At 60.6% G+C, this 20191-nt stretch carries 15 protein-coding genes; 5 read left to right on the top strand and 10 right to left on the bottom strand.

Features of this window, described 5'->3' with window-relative positions; all coding sequences use genetic code 11:
- Positions 1-243: 243 nt before the first annotated feature.
- The 6 genes from nrfD to ACW4LP_RS09895 all read right to left on the bottom strand — a co-directional run bounded on the left by nrfD (position 244) and on the right by ACW4LP_RS09895 (position 8295).
- A complete protein-coding gene (gene nrfD, locus ACW4LP_RS09920; protein WP_157012473.1) occupies positions 244-1446 on the bottom strand; it encodes an NrfD/PsrC family molybdoenzyme membrane anchor subunit in 1203 nt (400 codons plus the stop codon).
- Positions 1447-1461: 15 nt separating this feature from the next.
- Positions 1462-2082: a 4Fe-4S dicluster domain-containing protein gene (locus tag ACW4LP_RS09915; RefSeq protein ID WP_114548557.1), complete on the bottom strand. Its 621-nt coding sequence runs from the start codon at positions 2080-2082 to the stop codon at positions 1462-1464.
- 15 nt (positions 2083-2097) lie between these two features.
- Positions 2098-4584: a molybdopterin-containing oxidoreductase family protein gene (locus ACW4LP_RS09910; RefSeq protein ID WP_173114755.1), complete on the bottom strand. Its 2487-nt coding sequence runs from the start codon at positions 4582-4584 to the stop codon at positions 2098-2100.
- A 161-nt stretch (positions 4585-4745) separates the two neighbouring features.
- Complete coding sequence (locus ACW4LP_RS09905; RefSeq protein ID WP_173114758.1) at positions 4746-5651, bottom strand: LysR family transcriptional regulator; 906 nt, start codon at positions 5649-5651, stop codon at positions 4746-4748.
- 158 nt (positions 5652-5809) lie between these two features.
- On the bottom strand, positions 5810-6514 hold the full coding sequence (locus ACW4LP_RS09900) for a nuclear transport factor 2 family protein (RefSeq protein ID WP_173115421.1): 705 nt from the start codon (positions 6512-6514) through the stop codon (positions 5810-5812).
- 200 nt (positions 6515-6714) lie between these two features.
- Entirely contained in the window at positions 6715-8295 is a 1581-nt protein-coding gene (locus ACW4LP_RS09895) for an FAD-dependent oxidoreductase (RefSeq protein ID WP_114548553.1), read from the bottom strand.
- A 201-nt stretch (positions 8296-8496) separates the two neighbouring features.
- Here ACW4LP_RS09895 and ACW4LP_RS09890 point away from each other — a divergent pair, with 201 nt between their 5' ends.
- The 4 genes from ACW4LP_RS09890 to ACW4LP_RS09875 all read left to right on the top strand — a co-directional run bounded on the left by ACW4LP_RS09890 (position 8497) and on the right by ACW4LP_RS09875 (position 13949).
- Positions 8497-9420 carry a LysR family transcriptional regulator gene (locus ACW4LP_RS09890; protein WP_173114761.1) on the top strand — a complete coding sequence of 308 codons (924 nt, stop codon included), beginning with the start codon at positions 8497-8499 and terminating at the stop codon, positions 9418-9420.
- 265 nt (positions 9421-9685) lie between these two features.
- A complete protein-coding gene (locus ACW4LP_RS09885; protein WP_157012467.1) occupies positions 9686-10936 on the top strand; it encodes an ATP-binding protein in 1251 nt (416 codons plus the stop codon).
- 163 nt (positions 10937-11099) lie between these two features.
- Positions 11100-12566, top strand: coding sequence for an MATE family efflux transporter (locus tag ACW4LP_RS09880; RefSeq protein ID WP_227069438.1), 1467 nt, complete (start codon positions 11100-11102; stop codon positions 12564-12566).
- Positions 12567-12746: 180 nt separating this feature from the next.
- Complete coding sequence (locus ACW4LP_RS09875) at positions 12747-13949, top strand: excisionase (protein ID WP_157012466.1); 1203 nt, start codon at positions 12747-12749, stop codon at positions 13947-13949.
- A 10-nt stretch (positions 13950-13959) separates the two neighbouring features.
- Here the strand turns inward: ACW4LP_RS09875 and ACW4LP_RS09870 are convergent, their stop codons facing one another.
- Positions 13960-14529, bottom strand: coding sequence for an NAD(P)H-dependent oxidoreductase (locus tag ACW4LP_RS09870; RefSeq protein ID WP_114548548.1), 570 nt, complete (start codon positions 14527-14529; stop codon positions 13960-13962).
- A 524-nt stretch (positions 14530-15053) separates the two neighbouring features.
- On the opposite strand from ACW4LP_RS09870, the gene ACW4LP_RS09865 reads away from it, so the two are divergent.
- Positions 15054-15419 carry a DUF488 domain-containing protein gene (locus ACW4LP_RS09865; RefSeq protein WP_114548547.1) on the top strand — a complete coding sequence of 122 codons (366 nt, stop codon included), beginning with the start codon at positions 15054-15056 and terminating at the stop codon, positions 15417-15419.
- A 298-nt stretch (positions 15420-15717) separates the two neighbouring features.
- Here the strand turns inward: ACW4LP_RS09865 and ACW4LP_RS09860 are convergent, their stop codons facing one another.
- From ACW4LP_RS09860 to ACW4LP_RS09850, 3 genes are all read right to left on the bottom strand, one after another.
- Positions 15718-17115: a uracil-xanthine permease family protein gene (locus ACW4LP_RS09860; RefSeq protein WP_232325637.1), complete on the bottom strand. Its 1398-nt coding sequence runs from the start codon at positions 17113-17115 to the stop codon at positions 15718-15720.
- 447 nt (positions 17116-17562) lie between these two features.
- Positions 17563-18684 (bottom strand): aminotransferase, encoded by a 1122-nt coding sequence (locus ACW4LP_RS09855; protein ID WP_157012464.1) that lies wholly within the window; start codon positions 18682-18684, stop codon positions 17563-17565.
- Positions 18685-18704: 20 nt separating this feature from the next.
- Positions 18705-20141 carry a basic amino acid/polyamine antiporter gene (locus ACW4LP_RS09850; RefSeq protein ID WP_455803767.1) on the bottom strand — a complete coding sequence of 479 codons (1437 nt, stop codon included), beginning with the start codon at positions 20139-20141 and terminating at the stop codon, positions 18705-18707.
- Positions 20142-20191 lie beyond the last annotated feature (50 nt).

The following is a 20191-nucleotide window of genomic DNA, read 5'->3' as shown; positions in this document are numbered from 1 at the left end:
GCCTTGTTTGCCAAAACGGCCGCCTTTCCGGGCTGATACGACTTGAACACCCGTATCGTATCCCGACTGGCGGCGTTTTGACGCAAGGGCGGAGCCTTCGACGCGCACCCGCATAGCGGGTGGTTTTTTGCCCGCCGCGCTTCGCGCGCCGTGCAGGCTCACGAGCCTGAACAACAAAAGAGCCGCAAGCTGCGGGGCCTGCGGCTCTTCGAAGAGAGAGCTATCTTGTACCGGAGCAGCCGATTAGGCGGTCTTCTCCTTAAGGTGCAGGGGGAGGTACTTCAGACCCAGTAGCAGCAGGAAGCCACCGAGAGCCACCACGCCCAGGGCTACGCCGAACTCCAAGGGGGTCGGCCAGTACACGAGGCCCTGATAGCCGAACAGCGACATGCCGGACTCCCAGTTCGTGATGGTCATATGGTTGGCCACGTCGGCGAACTCGATGTTGGGAATCTGGAAACCGCCCACCAAGATCTCGCAGCGCTTGCAGAACACACCGGCGATCACGAGCGCCGAGGCGAGAACCACGCCGCCCTTGGTGCGCAGGCGCGGCACGAACAGGATGACGCAGGCCAGCACCATGCAGGCGATCTGCGTCCAGAAGAACGGCGCCAAGGGGCCGGTGACCAGCATCGCCACCACATTGGCGCCCTCGCCGCCGGGGAAACCGCTCGTCAGCAGATCGCAGGCGAAGAAGTACAGATCGACGCAGGTGAACACCGCGAGCATCTTCGCCAGGTTCACCATGGAGGAGCGTTCGATGGTAAGACGCCCGGCCTTCTGCAGGGCGATGACCACGATGAGCACGAGCGCCGTGCCGCAATCCAGCGCTGAGGCCACGAACCACGGGCCCATCAGGGCGGTGTGCCAGAACTCGTGGGCCGCCGACAGCGAGAAGATCCAAGCCGTCACCGTGTGCACACCCACCGCCACCACCAGAGCAATGATGGAGATGACGCGGATGGCGGTGTGCGACATCTTCCCCGCATCCTCGCGCCGGTAGGCCCACAGATACACGATGGAGAGAATGAGATAGGTGGAAAGCACGATGATGTCCCACATGAGCGGCGATGAGAGGTTGGAATAGACGAACAGCTCCCACAGGCGCAAGGGACCGCCCAAGTCAACCACCACAAAGCCGATGGCCACGCAGGTACAGCAGATGCTCGTCCAAATGGCCACCCGCGAGATGTCCCCGAAGCCCTTCATACCGAAGGCGTTGGGGATGGAGCTGATGATGAGGCCGCCGGCGGACAGGCCCACGAAGAACATGAACAGGGTGATGTAGAAGCCCCAGGAATCGAGGTTGCGCATGCCGGTCTGAATCATGCCACCGGACAGCTGCACCATCCACAGGGCAACGCCGATGACAGCCACCACCGCGCAAGCGATGATCCCCACGGTCAGTCCGCGATGAGACGCGGCGCTTCCTTTCGCATCGTTCATAGCGTATCTCCCTTCCTAGACGAGATAATAGACAGAGGGCTTGGTGCCGAATTCGGCGTGCAGCTGCGTGTACTCACGACTGGCCAAAAGCTTGGACACTTCGGAGTTCGGGTCGTCCAGGTCGCCGAAGTGGCGGGCGCGGCCGATGCAGTCGGCCACGCAGGCCGGCTGCTCGCCGCGGGCCACGCGCTGGGTGCAGAAGATACACTTCTCCACCGTGTGCTTCTCGTGCTTGGCAGCATCGGCGTCGCCCAGGGCGAAGTCGGCGTAGTAGGCCGGCTCCTCCCAGTTGAACGAGCGGACACCCGTGTAGGGGCAGGCGGCCAGGCACATGCGGCAGCCGATGCACTTGTCGTAGTCCTGGCGCACAATGCCCGTCTGCTCGTCCTTCCACGTGGCGCCCACCGGGCACACCTTGGTACAGGCAGGGTTCTCGCAGTGCTGGCAGGCCACGGGCCAGTGCTGCATCTCGGGATTGTCCCAGGTGCCACCAGCCGTGTCAGGCGCGTTGCCGCCCTCGGTGAGCACGCGGTTCCAGATAATGTCGTTGGGGATGTTGTTGGCCACTTTGCACACGACCGAGCAGGTCTTGCAGCCAGAGCAGCGCTTAAGATCGATGACCATTCCGTATCTCATGGGTTCCTCCTCCTCTTATTCCTGAGACTCCGCCACCACGCCGTCCCACGGCTCAATTTCCACGAGGCAATCGTGGTAGGCGTAGGTGGGGCAGGTCCAGTCCACAATCTGCTTGCTCGTCAGGTCGTTATTGCAGCCGCTTAGGTACTGGGAGCGCTGCCAGCCGCGGTCGATATCCAGACAGCCCGGGCGAATACCGGCGCTGAAGGTGGCCTTGGCCACCGCATGGCCGCGGTCGTTGAACAGGCGCACGTAGCTGCCGTCCTCGATGCCGCGGGCCTCGGCATCCACGGGATTGATGCGCACACAGGGCTCGTTGATCTCCATCTCGCGCAGCAGCGGGTTCTGGCCGTAGTAGGAGTGCACGCGGAAGCGACGGGTGCCGGCGGTCACGATGAGCGGGTACTTCTCGGCCAGGGGGTTGGCATCGAAGCCACCGGCTGTGACGGGCCACGCCTCCATGGGCGGCTCCCAATGGGGCAGCGCGATGCTCGCGGGATCCATGGGCTGGCCGTAGTTCTCGATGGGGCCAGGGTTCTCCTGATAGAACTGCAGCTTGCCCGTCATGGTCATGTAGGCCGGCATGGGAACGGCGCCCACGTACATCACGCCGGCTTCCTTCAGCTTGTCGGCATCGATGCCCATGGCGGCGCTCATGGCCGTGTTCACCACGTGCTTCATGCCCTCGTCGAACTCCTCTTGGAACCACTCGTCCAAGCCGAGCCCACGGCCGATGAGGTTCGCCATGTCGTAGTCGGACTTGGCCTCGAACTTCGGCTCGACGGCCTTATCGGCCCAAACCAGACAGCCGTTCATGCCAATGGGGCCGCCCACTTCCTGAATGGTGGCCGCCGGCAGCACGATATCGGAAATGTCGGCCGTATCGCACCACTCGATGTTGGCAGTCACAAGGAAATCGAACTTCTTGTACGCCTCGATGGTCTTGTTACGGTCGGGAGCTGAGTTCACGATGTTCGCACCGAAAGAGATGAGCATCTTGAGCGGTTGCTCTACCGTGACATCGGGAAGCTCCATCACCTGCTCGCCCATGTGCGCGGTCACGCCCGGGAATGTGTATTTTCCCGTGTCGAGCAGGTCGTTGAACATAAAGGTACCCAGCGACTGGACGATAGCGGGATGCTCGGTTTCCGTCTCATCGAAGCCGCTGGAATTAAGCGGGTAACTCATACGGGGCTCAGGCACCATACCGCGCATAATACGCAAAACACTCACTGCCGCAATGGTATTGAAACCGTGCCCGTAATGGTCGATGCCATAGCCTTGGAAGATGTCGGCCATGCCAGGACGGCAAAGTAGGTCGGCGAAGGTGCGAATGGTTTCCTCGGGAACGGTGGTCGCCTCGGACACCATCTCGATGGGATACTCGCTGATGCGGTCGATGAGCAGACTGTAGGCCGTATTGCAGCGCTGGCCGGCGACCTCGATGCCCTTCTTGCGCAGCACGGGGTTCTGCGCCGTGGAGGCGTAGCCCATGGCATTCGTGGCCTCGTCCCACACGGCAAAGTCGTCGGCATCGGCCGCCACGCCCTCTTCCAAGTCGCTCTTGCGCAGGAAGCGGCCGTCGGACTCCTTCACGAGGAACGGGGCGCAGGACTTCTGCTGCATGAAGGCATCATCCGTCTTGCCCTCTTCCTCGATGATCTTCGCCAAACCGAGAGCGAGCGCGGCATCGGTGCCGGGCTGCAGCGACACGAACAAGTCGGCCTTCTGTCCGATGGTGTTCTTGTTGGGGTCGACGACGATGAGCTTGCAATCGTTATTCTCAATCGCGTCGGCGATGTAGTGCCAGGCGTTAGGCCAGGACACGATGGGGTTATGGCCCCACACGACAAAGGTGCTCATTTGGGAGACGAGATCCATGTCGACGCCGCCCTGATAGTAGAAGCCGCCCGCCGTGTACATGGTACCCTGCGTGAGCGCGAAGTCGGTGGTGCGGTTCTGGTGCGAGAACTGGGCCACGTTCTCCAAACGGTTGAGATTGTACATGTTGCGAGGCTCGGTAGTGCCGTAGGTGAAGGAGCACACGCTGCCCGAGCCAAATTCTGCCTGGTACTCCTTGATCTTCGTACAGATGGTGTCGATGGCCTCGTCCCAGCTGATGCGCTCCCACTGACCGGCGCCACGCTCGGTGCCCTCGGCGCGCTTCATGGGGTACTGGATGCGCTTCTCCTGCACGATGAGCGTGGGGATGGAGGCGCCGCGGGCGCACATGCGCTTCTGGTCGATGGGCGCGCCCTCGATCTCCTTGGCGCGCGTGAGCACCACGTTGCCGTCGCGCACCACGGCCTCCAGCGGACAACCCATGCAGGCGTTGCAGTAGGTCGTGCAGATCTTCTCGTCGCTTTGGGCCGAAGCCGTCTTGGGCGTAAGGGCCGCGAACCCCGCAGCCGAAACGCCGCCCGCAACGAGCGCGGCCGCGGCCGTGGTCTTGAGGAACCCTCTTCGCGTTAGAGCTCCCGTCGTGTTCTGAACAGACTCCAAGATGTCCCCTTTCCTCGTCTCGTGTACCCGTCGCGTTATTGACGGGCATCTTCTGGCCTCATTCTGAAATCGCGCGAGGCTTGAGGGGAGAATCTTTAAGTTGTTCGCCGGGAGCTTTTGGTTTACGAAGGAGCTCGCTTAGATATGGAGACGAACCGCCGTCAGTCCTTCCAGAGGACGAAATCTTCTTTGCCGCTGAAAAACCGCAGCAAATAGGGATCGCCAAGCCCCTTCTTCGCAATGGTGCAGTAGAACCATTTCATGGGAGACTCTTCAAGGGGAATGCACACCACGTCTGGTGCAACGCGGGGAAACCTCAGATCGCGGTAGGCATAGGTGAGCGTCACCCCGGTTTGCACCATTTCGAGCCGATTGTGCAAACCCGAACGCGTGCACACAATGTTAAGCTTGACACCGCGCTCTTCGGTCGCCTCCACCAGGCGATCGTGCACATCGAATCCAGCTCCTTGAGAGGTGAAGGGACGTCCTTCCAAATCCTCGAGGCGTATGAAGCTTTTCTCAGCAAGGGGATCATCAGTACGGACGGCGATGTGGATGCGTCCCCCAATGGCCGTGTCGTAATCAAAGAGGGACTCGTTCACCACGGTGGCGATAAGACTCGCATAATCAAGATCGCCCTCAAGGATTTGTTGGCGCAGCTCCACGCAGTTTGCTTCGGTGAAGCGCATTCCCTTAGTCACGAGCTCGCTTGTCGAGGAAAAGTCGATGACCTGTCTCATCTCGCCCGAGGTCATAACGTCGCTTGCCTCCACCGATTGCCCAAAACGCACGATCCCTTGGCTCTTTAGCTTGCCGAGGTTCAACTCGGCCTCCATTTGCGCGAACGCACTCAACACCGGACGCGAGGCGCTGAACAGCAGATCGGCCGCCGACGTGGGGAAGAGCACGTTACCCCGGTTCTCGAACAGCGGCTCCCCCATCTCCTGTGCCAACCGCGCCACCGACTTGCGCAATGCCTGCCGCGAAATGAACAGCGAGTCGGCCGCCTGCGTGAAACTGCGCATCTCATAAACCCGAGAAAAGTACTTGATCTGCTGAATGTCCACAGCCCCTCCTCGCGTCGTGACACCTCGAGCGCTCATTCAGAAACGAGTGGCTTTTAGCCACCAGCCAATACGATGGAAGGCCCGCACAAGGACGGACCTTCCATTGATGCCGGCTCGTTAAAGCTTAACATCCCAGACCATATGAGTGTTAAAACTATTTAAGCACCGTAAGCAAACGCTTCGTAGGACGGATCCTTTTTGTACTCATCTCCGCGATAGGAATTCTCCGCGTTCACGCCCGCCTTGGCTTCAATGGTCTCGTTATAGGGGATATCGTAGGACACCGTACGCTTAACGATGACCCACTTCCCATCGCGCCTCTCCCAAAGATCGTTGTAACGTACTCGTTGGTGAGCCAAGACATCACCAGGATTTGGGTTTGCGTCTTTTACGGCAGTTGCCTGTGCTTTGCCATCGGGCGAAAAAATTTGATTGATGTGCCCATAGGTGCTGGAACCAGCCGTCCCATTGTCGACGTTCACATCGATTCGCATGGCAGAGTACATGTGATGAGTCCACTTGCAACCGTTAAGATGATCGCCCAAGCAGCTATCGATGAACTGACGACCCGTCATGTTGGGGAAAATATCATAGTAATACGAACCGTAGTCAAGCAAGCTGTCTTCAGCGAAGACGCTGTAACCCAGCTCGTAGTCGATGCGATCGACAGCTTGAATATAGTTGAAAAGCTGAGCTCGAATTTCTTCGATGGACGCCAAGCGGTCAATCTCCTTTGCCAATGCCTTCAAATCCACGTCACCGGTAGACGGAAGATCATTGTTCGTGGCACAGCCCGTCATTCCAGTCAATGCTGCTGCTCCTGCGGCAACTGCAGCCCCTGCCAAGAAATTGCGACGATCCATTTTGTTAACCCCTTTCGTAGTTATTTGCTGGAACCTTTGTCCCAAGCTTCCCATGCTCCTGCTCCCTAAAAACTCTTGTTCGAACTTGGTCAATTCGTACTATCGATATGATGGGGCTAGCGAATGCCATCTCCAGCCCCATTCGCATTGCGCCGCGCCACCAAGCGGGAGGGGGAACTTGGTGGGCGGCATCGAAGTAGTTATGCAAGCGGTTCCAGCGTGACTACGTGCTGGCCGGCGATGCGACCGGAGGTGTAGGTCCAGCCGAGCGCCTGGCCGCAGCCGGCGTTCACCTTGCCCTTGAAGCCACCGACCATGTTGCCCACCGCGTACAAGCGCGGGATAACCTCGCCGAACACGTTGAGCACCTGGGTGTTAGTGTTCACGTCAACACCGCCAGCTGTATCGGGCGAAACGGCGATGACGCGACCTGCGAAGAAAGGCGGCTGCATCAGGGGCATTGCGCCCTGGCGACCCAAGGCATCGGCACCGGCGGCCGCACCTTCATTGAAGTCGTCGATAGTCTTCTTAAGCGTGTCCGCATCCAAATCAAGAGCCGCCGCTAACTCTTCCACAGTGTCGGCCTTGACGATATAGCCGCCGGAAAGCTCTTCCTCGAATCCATCGCTGCAGTACATGACAGGGCCGCCGAAATCAGCCGTCGCGTCCGCGAGACCCTGATCCCAGATGTTCCACACATAACCGTTCGGCTGCTTCCAAACATCGCCCACCACGTTCTCGGTGGGACGACCGCTCTCCAGAACGTGGCGCTGGCCGTCAGTAGAAACAAATATACCCGGCATGGAAATGTAGCCTGCGGAATTATCCTCAACCTTGCGCTCCAGACCAGGGGCCACATTGTAGGCGCACCAAGGATTCACCAGCTTGGCACCGAGCGCGCAGGCCATCATAATGCCGTCGCCCTGCTGCCACGGCGAGCCATAGGAGCCCATGACGGGGCGGTCGTTAAACATGCCCGGCATGGCCGGCGACATGAAGCTACGCACCATGTCGGCGTTGCGGGAGAAACCGCCCGTGTTCAGGATGACGCCCAGACGCGCCTTGATGCGCTGCTCCTTGCCGCCATCTGCGACGATAACGCCCTCCACCTCGCCGTCAGCGTTGGTCAGCAAACGCGTGACCTGGGTATCGAACATGAATTCCGCACCCTGCTCCTCGGCCTTCTTGCGCAGCGGCTCGGTGAAGCCGGCGCCGATGCCGTCGGCGTTCTGATGCATACGCGCCACAGCCGGCGTCACGTCAGTGTAGTAGTCGACCATGGTTCCCTGGGTCGACAGGCGATCGGTGGAAAGGGCCGCACCCTGCTCGGCCAACCAGTCGATAGTCTCGCCGGATTTCTCGGCATACAGGCGGCGCAGCTCGGGGTTCTCGAAGCCCTCGGCCACGGCCGTCAGATACTTGTCGAACTCCTCGACCGAATCATCGATGCCGGCCTCTTTCTGCAGCTTCGTGCAAGCACCCTGAATCATACCGGCGCACAGGGCTGAATTGGACATGGTGGCGCTGCTCATCACTTCGCACACGACAACTTCCTTGCCCGCCGCAGAGGCCTCAACGGCCGCAGCCAGGCCACCGCCGCCGGCGCCGGCGATCACAACGTCCACTTCTTTGTCCCACGCCGAATCGCTCGTGGAGCTCAGTTCCTGAGAAGCGGACGTTTGGGGCGCGCAGCCAACCATGCCGGCAAAAGCGGCGGCACCACCCATGAGGGCCGCGCCCTTCAGAAAGCTACGGCGATTGAGACCTTCGTTCAAATTCATGTTTCCCCTTTCCTTACATTAGTCGCCCTTCGGCACGACCCCATAGTGCGCTGGCGCCAGGCCGATAGCTAAATGCAAATGCGCGATTCTCTATCACGTTTCATGATGGCTGTTCGTGAAATCCGATATCGTCGTCTCGGACGTCGTGCTCCTGCTTTGCGCAACATGCGATAATGCAAAAAGCAAGGGAGGAGGTCCGCTATGAGAACCGAGTACTTGCGAGAGTTCGTCGTCTTCTCTCGCCACTTAAGCTTCACCGAAGCCGCCAAAGAGTTGTTCATCGCCCAATCAACGCTAAGCACCCATATTGCTGCGCTCGAAAGCGACGTGGGCTTTTCGCTCATCGATCGGAAAGCGGGCAACCGACTCACCGACAAAGGGGCCGTTTTCCTCGACGGCGCCCGAACGCTGCTGGACGGACTCGACGAGGCGCTGGCACGGTGCCGAGAGATGGGCGATCCCGACGCCACTCTTCGCATCGCTGTTCAATATCCAACGCCCTCGTTCGCAGCCAAGCTCAAAGAGCGCCTATCCGTGCCCTTTGCTTTCGTCGAGCACGATTACCGGGATCCCATCTTCCAGCCCATCGTCAATGGCACGGCCGACATCGTGCTCGATTACGACTACACGCCTTTCGCCTCGCTCGTAAAGGAAGCGAGCGCCCTCGACCTGGTAACGAGAACATGCTTGGCCTTCCGCATGAGTATCAGCATGATGGCGTCGAACCCTTTGGCAAGCAGGCCCGCTCTTTCGCGCAACGACCTTAGTGGCGCGTCCATCATCATCAACGATGCCCACAATTACGACCGCATCCGCTATCTTTACGAGCGCATGCTGGGTGACAATCTGGATCTGCACTTCAGCCTGCAGCCTATCAACGGCATGAGCGGTCTGGCCTTCGCCACCTACGGCGATGGGCTGCATATTTGCGGGCTGTCCGAAAACCGCCACTGGTTCGCCGACCGCGCCGACGTGGTGCTCTTCGAAGAGCTCGACGGAAAGCCCTTCGGCATGCCCACCTCTCTCACGTATTCAGCTGACGCCAGCGATTGGGTTCGTGAAGGTGCAGCCATCGTTCTCGAGTGCATGGAGGCTTGCAGAAAGGAAAACGGACTTGCGAGCTAAGCGCTAACTGAATGCGCTAGACATAAAACTGATAAGTTACTCAGGCAGGTGGCGCGTAACTCTTTTGAAAATGTCGCAATAAACTCCCAGTTTCTTACGACATTTCGGATTATAGGAGGAAGACTGGCGCCTTTTATCACGACATCGAAACGCCCCGCGCCCTGCGACGATAGGCACAAATTGCCTGTTTTCGTTGCAATCACTTGAAACGAAAATTGTTTTCGTTGCATAATGTCTGCAACGATGCGACGAAAAGGCGGACACTATGCGCGAAACAACCACTCTCGAGTTTAAGCAGCAGCTGTCGAAAAGCTACCTGAAGACCGTCAGCGCCTATGCCAACTACGGCACGGGGAAGATCATTTTCGGCATCGCAGACGACGGCACGCCCGTCGGATTGACCGATCCGCAAGACACCTGCCTTCGCGTCGAACATGCGATTAACGACTCGATCGATCCAGTGCCTCGTTTCGAGCTGTCCATCGAAGAGGACACAAGAACAGTCACACTAACGGTGCATGAAGGCCCCGACAAACCCTATCTTTTCTCTGGACGCGCCTATCGTAGAGCCGACACCTCAACCGTCGAAGTGAGCCGCCTTGAGTACGGCAGGCTCGTCTTGACGGGTGAGCATGTCAGCTTCGACGCCCTCGTCGCAAAAGAGCAGGACCTCGCATTTGGCCATCTCGAGAAGGAGCTCGCCTCCAAACTGGGGCTCAAACCCCTCGATCAAAATTCCCTTATTTCGCTTGAGCTTATGACACCTTCCGGCGAATACTGCAACGCGGCCGCCCTTCTCGCCGATAGCAATCATTTCCCTGGCATTGATATTGCGCGCTTCGGCGAGAGCATCAACATCATCAACGCCCGGCACACGTTCGAGCACATGTCGGTTCTTGAGCAGATGCAACGCACGCTAGAAGTGTTCGACACCTACTACGCCTACGAAGAAATCGTCGGATTCGAGCGCATAGCGAAGACGCTCGTACCGCGGGAGGCTTTTCGGGAGGCTATCGCCAATGCGCTTGTCCACCGTTGCTGGGACGTTCGCGCCAACATAAAAGTGGGCATGTTTGCCGATCGCATTGAAATAACCTCGCCAGGAGGACTGCCTGCCGGAATCACAGAGGAGCTCTACCTCGCAGGAGGCCCTTCAGTGGCTCGCAACCCAATCCTTGCGAACGTTTTCTTTCGACTGGGACATATAGAACGGTTCGGTACGGGCATCCCGCGCATCCTGGACGAATACGCCCATGAAACAGTATCGCCCTCTTTCGCTCTGCGCGATAGCTCGATTACGGTGATGCTTCCCGTGACAGTGCTTGAGAACGTAACACTCGACGAGGAAGCCATACTTGCCGTGCTCGCCAAGGGCTCTGCTCTCACACGATCCCAGATAAGCGAAAAGACGCAGCTATCGAAAAGCAAGGCTATCAGAACTCTGAATGCATTGGTTGAGAAAGGACTCGTAACTAAGGTCGGCGAAGGCCGCTCCGTCCGCTACGAGAGAAACTAGCGGGAGAAAGCCCTTCGATATTTCTCTGTAACACCAAACCGCATCCTCCTCGCAACGAGCAGCTCAACGGTCACAATCCCATTGCAGCCGTCTCGCACGCCGATGGCATAATCGTGGGGCGCGGCCGTGGCGGCCGCGTTATGATTCGCTCGTTATGGAATCTTTGCAGCGAGACATATCGGATGAGAGGGACGCGCGTCGGCCCGATGGGCGCGACGAGCTCGACAAGTCAAACAGCCCGGCCACCCGCCCTAAGCGAAATCGACGCGATAAGCGCGACAACGGCATCGATATGCTCAACGGCCCCTTGCCGGGCAAGATTCTGCGGTTCGCCATTCCCCTGGCGCTGAGCAGCATCCTCCAGCAGTTGCTGAACTCGGCGGATGCCTCCATTGCCGGACAGTTCGTCAGCAGCTTCTCGCTCGCGGGCATCGGCGGCGTGAACCCGGTGACGGCTATGTTCGTGAACCTGTTCGTGGGGCTCTCCATCGGCGCCAACGTGGTGGTGGCCATGCATGTGGGTGCCGGCGAGTTCCACAGCATCAAGAAGAGCGTCCACACGGCCATGGCGCTCTCACTCATCGCCGGGGTGGTCCTGGGCGGGGCGGGGCTCGCCCTGGCCCCCTGGGTGCTAGATGCCATCGGCATGCCCGAAGACTCCCTCGCCGACGCGCTCACCTATGTGCGGCTTTACTTCTGCGCCATCCCGTTTCTCACCATCTACAACTTCGGGTCGGCGCTACTGCGGGCCCACGGCGATGCGAAACGGCCGCTGTACGCCCTCGCTGCCGCCGTCGTGGTGAACTTCGTCCTCGACCTCGCCTTCGTGCGCCTGTTCGGCTGGGGCACCGCCGGCATCGGCATCGCCACCGTCATCGCCGCTGCCCTGAGCGCCGTCATCGTGGTGGCGTTCCTTATGCGCGAGGAAGGCCCCTTCCGCCTGCACCTGCGCGAGCTGCGCATCTGCGGCCCCGAGCTGGCCGGCATCCTGCGCATCGGCATTCCCGCCGGCATTCAGGGCGCCGTGTTCTCGCTTTCCAACACCGTCGTTCAGGCGACCATTAACGGCTTCGGCTCGGCGGCCATCGCGGGCTCGGCGGCCACGTTGAACTTCGAGTACTACACCTACTTCTTTGTGAACGCCTTCGGTCAGACCGCCGTCACCTTTACCGGCCAGAACTTCGCCGCGAAGAACGCCGACCGCTGCCGGGCCATCTTCCGCTGGTGCGTACTGTTCGGGTTCACCTCGTCGCTTATTTTGGGCGTGACGTTCACGGCGTTGGGCACCCGGGCGCTAGGGCTGTTCACCACAGACGCGGCCGCCCTCAGCTTCGGTCTCGTGCGACTGTGGTTCGTGGAGCTGCCTGACTGCCTGACCACCTTCTACGAAGTGCCCGCCGGCGCCATGCGGGGCATGGGCTGGTCCACCCTGCCGGCGGTCATCACCATCCTCGGTTCCTGCGTGCTGCGCGTGGCGCTGGTGACCTGGGTGTTCCCGCTTTCGGGCACCTGGGACACCCTTATGGTGATTTATCCGGTCACCTGGTCGTTCATGATCGTGGCCATGCTCGTCTCCTATTTCATCGTGCGCCGCCGCTGCTACCGGTCTATTGAGCCTGCGGCTGCGTAGGACGGCGTGCCCCATTGGATCCGTAGCGGCGTGGGACGGTCGCGCCCCATCGAACCCGCAGCGGCGTAGGTCGGCATAGGTCGACGGTTTCCCGTATAATGGGCTCAACGCCGAACCCTCAGCCCCAACGTCCCGCGTCCCAAGTCGCGGCGCCCCATGCTCCGAAAGGCGGTGAACCTCGTGACCCTTGCCCATTACGTGCTCATGAACAAAAACACGCCCGTGTTGTCGTTCGACTACGACCTGGGTGACCACAAGGCCGTGCGCATCCGCGAGGTGTTCGCCCCCGAGGCGGCGCCGTTCGGGTTCGTCGATCGCCGGGGCGACATTTCCAAGGCCGAGTTGAACTACTGGTGGCGCCACCGCGCCATCCCTGCTTCCCGTGCGCATGTCAAACGTCTTCTGGAGAACCTGCAGCTGGAAAGCACGCTGGTGCTCGCCGAGAAGAGCTTCGGGCTGTCGCTTTCCGACCGCTACTGGCTGAACGACGAGGACGATCCCGCCTCGTGGGACGCCGTCAACTTCTTCGACAACGACTTCTCTGATGACCTGGGATTTCTCACCTTGGGCCAGGACTTAGCGGGGTCTTCCCCCGATGCGCCGGACTACCGCACGGTAAGCCTGTCCTCCCCCAACAGCACCTTGGGAGGCGACCTTCTGAAGAAGTGGAAGATCGTAAACGGCGAGCGCGTGCTGCTGAAGTCAGGAGTGGGCTTCGTGAATCAGGAGCCCTACAACGAGGTGGCCGCTACGGCGTTGCACCGTCGGTTGATGGAACCCGGCGAGTTCACTCCCTATACGCTGTTCGAGGACGGACGCCGGGTGTACTCTGCCTGCCCGAACCTGCTGGGGCCCGACGAGGAACTGGTGGCCGCCTGGGACGTCATCCGCAACGTGAAACAGCCGAACAACTTGTCCGATCTGCGCTTCTACGTGAAGCACCTGGAGGATCTGGGGCTTGACGCCGACGCCACCATGACCTCGCTGGCCAAGATGTTCGCCGGCGACTTCGTGCTGGCCAACCGCGACCGTCACTACCGCAACTTCGGCATCATCCGCAACGTGGAGACGCTTGAGGTGACGGGCATCGCGCCGGTGTTCGACTCCGGATCGTGCTTGTGGTCCGACGCGGAGTTCCTGGAAGTGCCCGGCGATTTCCTGTATATGGCCAAGCCCTTCAAAATGAACGGCATGAAGCCGGTCGACCAGCTGCGCCTGTTCGACGGCTATTTCGACTGGTTCGACCCGGTCATGCTGGACGGCTACCCCGAGGAAGTGGGCGCGATCCTCTCCCAGAATCCCAATATTCCCGAGCGACGCGTGGCCACTATCGTCGACGCTGTCCGCAGCAAGGTGGATCTGCTCACTCGCATCGCGCGATAGCGTCTCTTCCCTACCGCGTCGCCTTCAGACGGCTGAGCACCTTGCGAGCCTCATTCAGGTTCGCCTCGATATCGGCGCCCACCACGTCCAAGTTTTCGGCGGCGGCGAAGCGCGTCTCGGGAATGCCGAACATGCTGGCGATGCCGCAGAGGTACTCGTAGCCGTAGTTCATGGCGCTCACCTGACCGCCGCCCGTGGTGATGTAGGTGAGGTGCTTGGCGCGGCACAACCCCTCGCAGCGTCCCTCCTCCGTGTAGTGGAAGGTCATGCCCATAACGGCCGCGTGCTCGATGTATATCTTCAGCGCTGCCGGGAACGACAGATCCCAGTAGGGAGCGCCGATGACGATCTCATCCGCCTCGGCGAAGTCCTTGCCAATGTCGAACATGGGGTCGTCGAACAGGCCCTTGGCCTCCAACTGGGCGCGATAGGCCGCCGAGTCGCCGTAGTAGGGCTCGAGGCGCATCTCGGACAGGTTCACTTCCTTCACGTCCTCGATACCTTCCAGATACTCGCGGCACAGCGTAAGCGTGCGCGACTCGTCTCCGCGCAGGCAGGCATTCACGAACAGCACGGTCATGGCGTTCCTCCTTTTCCCATTGAACGACGCCATTGTACCGCGAGCCGCCACTCACCTCGCGCCACCTTCAGCCACGAATCGACATCCGCAGCGTCAGACACCCTCATTCGGATGCCTCAGGAGACGTTCGCAGGGCATCCGCGCAAAAACAATCGGCAAATCTGGCAAGTTTTCGGCGGTTTTCGACATCAGGGGACGCAGCAAGGGATACGCATTATGGCCTGCACTACGTTTTCCCAGGTCGGAAACATACCTGGAGGAAGACCTCGCAGCTACTTGAACCTCCGGGGTGCGAAATACGTCGAACAACGCCGAAAACTTGCCAGATTGGCACCCTGCGACTCGCGCGCACTACAGGCAAAGTCGAATCAACCCTCGGGAAGCGCCCCTGCTTCGTAACGAGGCAGGGGCGCTTTGCTTACAGGAGACGCGCCAGGTGCCGACGATGGGCATGGCGCACGATAATCGCAGGTGAGCTTACTGTGTCCTGCTCATTATCTACCATGCCCCAAGGAGGCGTTCTCATGAAGATAGCCATCAAGCGCGTGTACGAACCTTACGAAGAAAGCGACGGGTACCGGGTGCTCGTCGACCGGCTGTGGCCCCGCGGCCTCACCAAGGCCCGGGTGCACTACGATGAATGGGCGAAGTTCCTTGCGCCCTCAACCGAATTGCGGAAGGCCTTCGGCCACGACCCATCCCATTGGGCCACTTTCCAAGAAAAGTATGTGGCGGAGCTGGACGCGAACCCCGAGGCGCTAAAGTTCGCGAAGAAGCTGTCCAGCCCCGAAATGGCCAAATACCCGCGTGTCACCCTGATATACGCCGCCCGCGACGAAAAAGAGAACGAGGCCGTCGTCCTTCAGAAGTGGCTCCCCGCGCACGAATAAGAAAAAGCGAAAGCGATTTTCGGACACTCCCAGGCAATATCAGCGACATTTTTAGCTCAGAATTTTGAGTTGTTAGACTTTGCAGCAGAAAAGAGCGTCGCAAAAATCGCAAATCGCAGCCATGGCGCTACGCCTATGCAGGGAAAACCTCTTCGAAGCCCCAACCTCCGCAGAAATACGTGAAGCAAAGCTCTAACAACTCGAATTTTTCGCCCGAAAGTAGGATGCAGATCGACCGGGCAGCCGATTGAGCGGACAGCAGATCGACCGGGCAGCCGATTGACCGCCCTGATCTTCCCTATCCTCTCCTCTGCTCCCGAATGGGCAGGTTGGTCACTTCCGCTTCCAGGGGCAGGGGCACGTCGTCGGCTTCGGCCTCGGCGGCGAGGCCTCCGTCCCAGGCGTCGAAGTCGGCCTTGCCCGGCAGGATGATGTTCAGCACGATGCCCACCACCGAACCCACGGCCAAACCCGAGAGCGCCACCGTCACGCCGCCCACTTCGAAGGTGACGGCCCCGGCCGCGCTGTAGGCGATGCCGAGCGAGAGCACCAAGATGAGCGCCGTGATCAGCACGTTGCGGCTCAGCATGAAGTCCACGTGGTTCTCCACGAGGTTGCGGATGCCCACCGCCGAGATCATGCCGTACAGCACCAGCGACACGCCGCCGATCACGCACGCCGGCATGCAGGAGATGACCGCCGCGAACTTCGGGCAGAACGACAGCAAGATGGCGAACCCAGCGGCGATGCGCACCACGCGCGGGTCGAAGACACGGGTGAGGGCGAGCACGCCGGTGTTCTCGCCGTAGGTGGTGTTGGCCGGCGCGCCGAACAGCGACGCCACGATGGTGGCCAGGCCGTCGCCGAGCAGCGTGCGGTGCAGCCCCGGCTCGGCGATGAAATTGCGATTGCAGGTAGAGCTGATGGCCGACATGTCGCCGATGTGCTCGATGATGGTGGCGAAGGCCAAGGGCATGATGGTGATGATGGCCGTGATGGCAAGCCCCGCGTCGAAGCTGGGGCCGAACAGCGCGAACACCGTGTTGTCCCACAGCACCGGCAAACCGATCCAAGGCGCCTCGACCACCGGCGTAAAATCGACGATGCCCCCGATGGCCGCGGCCAGATAGGAGCCCACAACACCGAGAAGGATGGGAATGATGCGGATCATGCCGCGGCCCCAGATGTTGCTAATGACGATAATGATGATAGCCACGAGCGCGATAGGCCAGTTCGTCTCGCAGTTGGCAATGGCCGAGCTTGCCAGAATAAGCCCGATGCAGATGACGATGGGGCCCGTGACCACCGGCGGAAAGAACCGCATGATGCGCTGCGGACCGAACGCCTTGAACAGCGCCGACACCACCAAGTACAGAAGCCCCGCGCAAGCCACGCCCAGACAAGCGTAGGGTAGCAGATGCGCTTCCCCGTTGGGCGCGATGGCCGCGTACCCCGCAATGAACGCAAACGACGATCCGAGGAACGCCGGCACTTTCCCCTTCGCAAGGAAATGGAACAGCAGCGTGCCCAAGCCCGCGAACAGCAACGTGGCCGAAACCGAGAGCCCGGTAAGCGTCGGCACCAAGATGGTGGCGCCGAACATGGCGAACATGTGCTGGATGCCGAAGACGGTCATCTTCGGCGCACCCAATGTACGGGCATCGTAGACGGCATCGGACGCATCGGGGGCGCCCATGGTGGGCACGGTCTTGGGATCGCTCACGGAAACCTCGAATCTTCGCGGGAATCGGTCGCCGCCCATTATGGCACGGCTTCCGTTGCCGCCGGGTTTCGCGCCCGCAAAGGGGCCGAGCGCCCCGCAAACCGCCCGGCGCTCTCATGTTAAGAGCCCCCTCTTTCGCTGAAATGGGCAAAACCGGGCACTTCTCGTAATTTCTCGCGGGTCTTCTCGTCGCTTCCCGAGCGTCTCCCCAGGTGACATCTGCGCATTTCTCGGCTTTTCGCTCGAAAGACTACGAGAAGTGCCCTATTTTGCCCAAAGGACCGCCCCGAGATAGGAGGGGCGGCCCAAATCGTCAGCTCCGGAAACGAAGGTTAAGGCAGACGTTTCGGAGGAAGTGAAATGGCGACCATCGCGCACTGGCCGCATCGACCCGACCAGCCACGGCGAGCACAAAGGTGGCTAGTCGAACTGACGCAGGGCTCGGCCGAGACGCGCGAGGCCCTCGCGCAGCACCGGTTCGGGCGCGCAGTAGCCCAGACGCGCGCCGCCGGGGAGCTCGAAGCGGTTGCCGGGCACGAGCAGCACGCCCTCTTCCTTCAGCAGCTTGATGCAGAACTCCTCGTCGTCCATGGGAATATCCCACTGGATGTAGGCCACTGACACGCCCTTGGGCGCCTGCCAGGTCACACGCGGCTCGCTGTCGATCCACTCCTGGGCGATGGCCATATTACGGAACACGATCTCGCGGTTGCGCTCGAGCACGGCCTCGCGATTCTGCAGAATGTAGGTGGCCAGCGCGTCGTTGAACTCGCCGCAGCAGATCATCGTGTAGTCGCGGTACACGCGGAACTTGTCGGCCAGCTCGCGGTTCGACACCGTCCAACCGATGCGGGCACCGGGCACGGAGTAGGTCTTCGAGATGGAATTGGTCACGACAGCGCGATCGTACAAGTCGGCCATGGACCAGAAGTTCTCCGTGTTCTCCAGCGGCAGGTACACCTCGTCGGAGAGCACGTAGGCACCCACCGACTGGGCGATTTCCACGATCTGCTCCAGCGTCTCGCGATCGAGCACCGCGCCGAGCGGGTTCGAGGCGTTGTTGATACAGATGAGCTTCGTATCGGGGCGCACCAGTTCCTTCAGCTCGTCGATGGAAGGGTTCCAGCCGTTCTCCTCGCGCAGGTGCCAATACTCCACCTCGGCGCCCAGGGTGCGAGGAATCTCGTAAAGCGGCTGGTAGGTGGGGTACTCCGCAATCACGTGGTCGCCCGGCTCTACCAGCTGCATGAGCGCCATCAAATTCGCGCCTGTGGTGCCGTTGGTCTGCAGGATGCAATCCGGGTCGATCTCGGTGCGATAGAGCTTGGCCACCTCGGCCTTGAACTCCGGCGAGCCCTCGATCCAGCCGTAGTTCATCTTCTCCTGGTTCAGGCGGTCATAGAAGGTGGCGCCCGCCTGGCCGTCCAGCTGCAGGATCTCCCCCATCGTCATAGAGGCGATCGTGGACTGCGCGATGTCGTAGGTCGCGCTCTTCTCCCACACGTTCAGCCAGTCTTCAACACCGATAGTCTTGATGTCCATGGAACTTGCTCCTTTATCGACTAGATGCTGATGACGCCCATGGCGAGCAGCACCAGGGACAGGACGCCGAGAGCGGAGATGACGCCCATGCACACCTTCTCGCCCATGGTGATGGCGTTGCCGTAGTCCTTGCGGGCTTTCACGTAGATGAAGAAGCCGGGGATGTAGCCCACGCAGGTCAGCAGCAGGAAGGACCAGCCGTTGAACAGCACGCCAATCACCTGGAAGGCCACGGCCACGAAACCGATGGCGGCCTGGACGCCGTTCTTGTTCTGCACGCCCCACTTAGCCTGATAGGCAGCAGCGAAGGCCCAGGTAATGACGATGGCCACGGTGCACATGGAGAACGCGAAATCGTAGGCATCGGCCGAGAACAGCAGGATGATGAGGAAGGCCTGGGTGCACGCGCCCACGATAAGCAGACTCATGGAAGGAGCGTTGTGGCTGTTCAGCTTGCCCCACGAGGCCGGCAGCAGCTTGTAGTCGGCCATTTCGGAAGTCGTCTCGGCGGGCAGGATGGTGAACGACAGCCAGGAGCCCAGGATGGAGATGATAATAGCGATGGAGATGAACGGGCCGCCCCAGCCAGGAGCCATGGACGAGAACACGTAGACGAGCGCGGGATAGTCGAGCGCGGCCACCTCGGCGGAGGACATGTAGCCGTAGGGCAGCACGGAGGCGCCCACGTAGATGAGCATCAGGCAGATGAAGCCGATGAGCGTGGCCTTGCCCACGTCGGTCTTGCGGGCGGCGCGGGAGGACACGACCGAGGCGCCCTCGATGCCGACGAAGCACCACATCATGATGATCATGCAGTTGAAGATCTGGGTCCCGACGCTTCCCAGCGGCGCCGCATCGGGGCCATACTGGCCGGCGGCCACGGCGTTGTCGTACACGTTGCCCCAGAAGTCGGCCGTGAAGATGCCGGCGTTGAACAGGAAGATGCCGAAGATGAGGGTGACAGCGATGGCGGCCACCTTGCACACCATGACGATGGCGTTCAGGAAGGCAGCGCTCTCGACGCCGCGAATGACTAGGTAGGTGAGCGCCCACATCACGATGGAGGCAATGATGATGCAGGGAATGGTATTGCCCGGCAGAAACGCGGGGTAGAAGTAGCCGATGGTGGACATCATCATCGTGGCGAAGGCCACGTTGCCGAGCCACGCCGACAGCCAGTAGCCCCAGCCGGAGATGAAGCCGGCGAGCGGGCCCCAACCGGCGTCCGCGTAGGAGAAGATGCCGTGCAGATCGCTGCGCTTCTCGGTGAGGTTGTTCAACGAGAACGCCAGCGCCAAGAAGCCGACGCCCACGATGAGCCATGCGATGAGCACCGCTCCCGGGGAGGCGACGCCGGCCAGCTGACCGGTGATGGCGAACACGCCCGAGCCGATGCACGAGCTGATCACCATGCCGATGAGCCCAATGAGCCCAATGCCCTTCTTTTTCTCTTCCATACTTCAATCCCTTCTCTTGCCGGTCTTATACCCACGAGCGCCCTGTGCGC

The organism is Adlercreutzia sp. CNCM I-6215 (genome assembly GCF_977072315.1).
The sequence above is the reverse complement of the archived record's forward strand: the minus strand, read 5'-3'. Positions and strand labels throughout refer to the sequence as shown.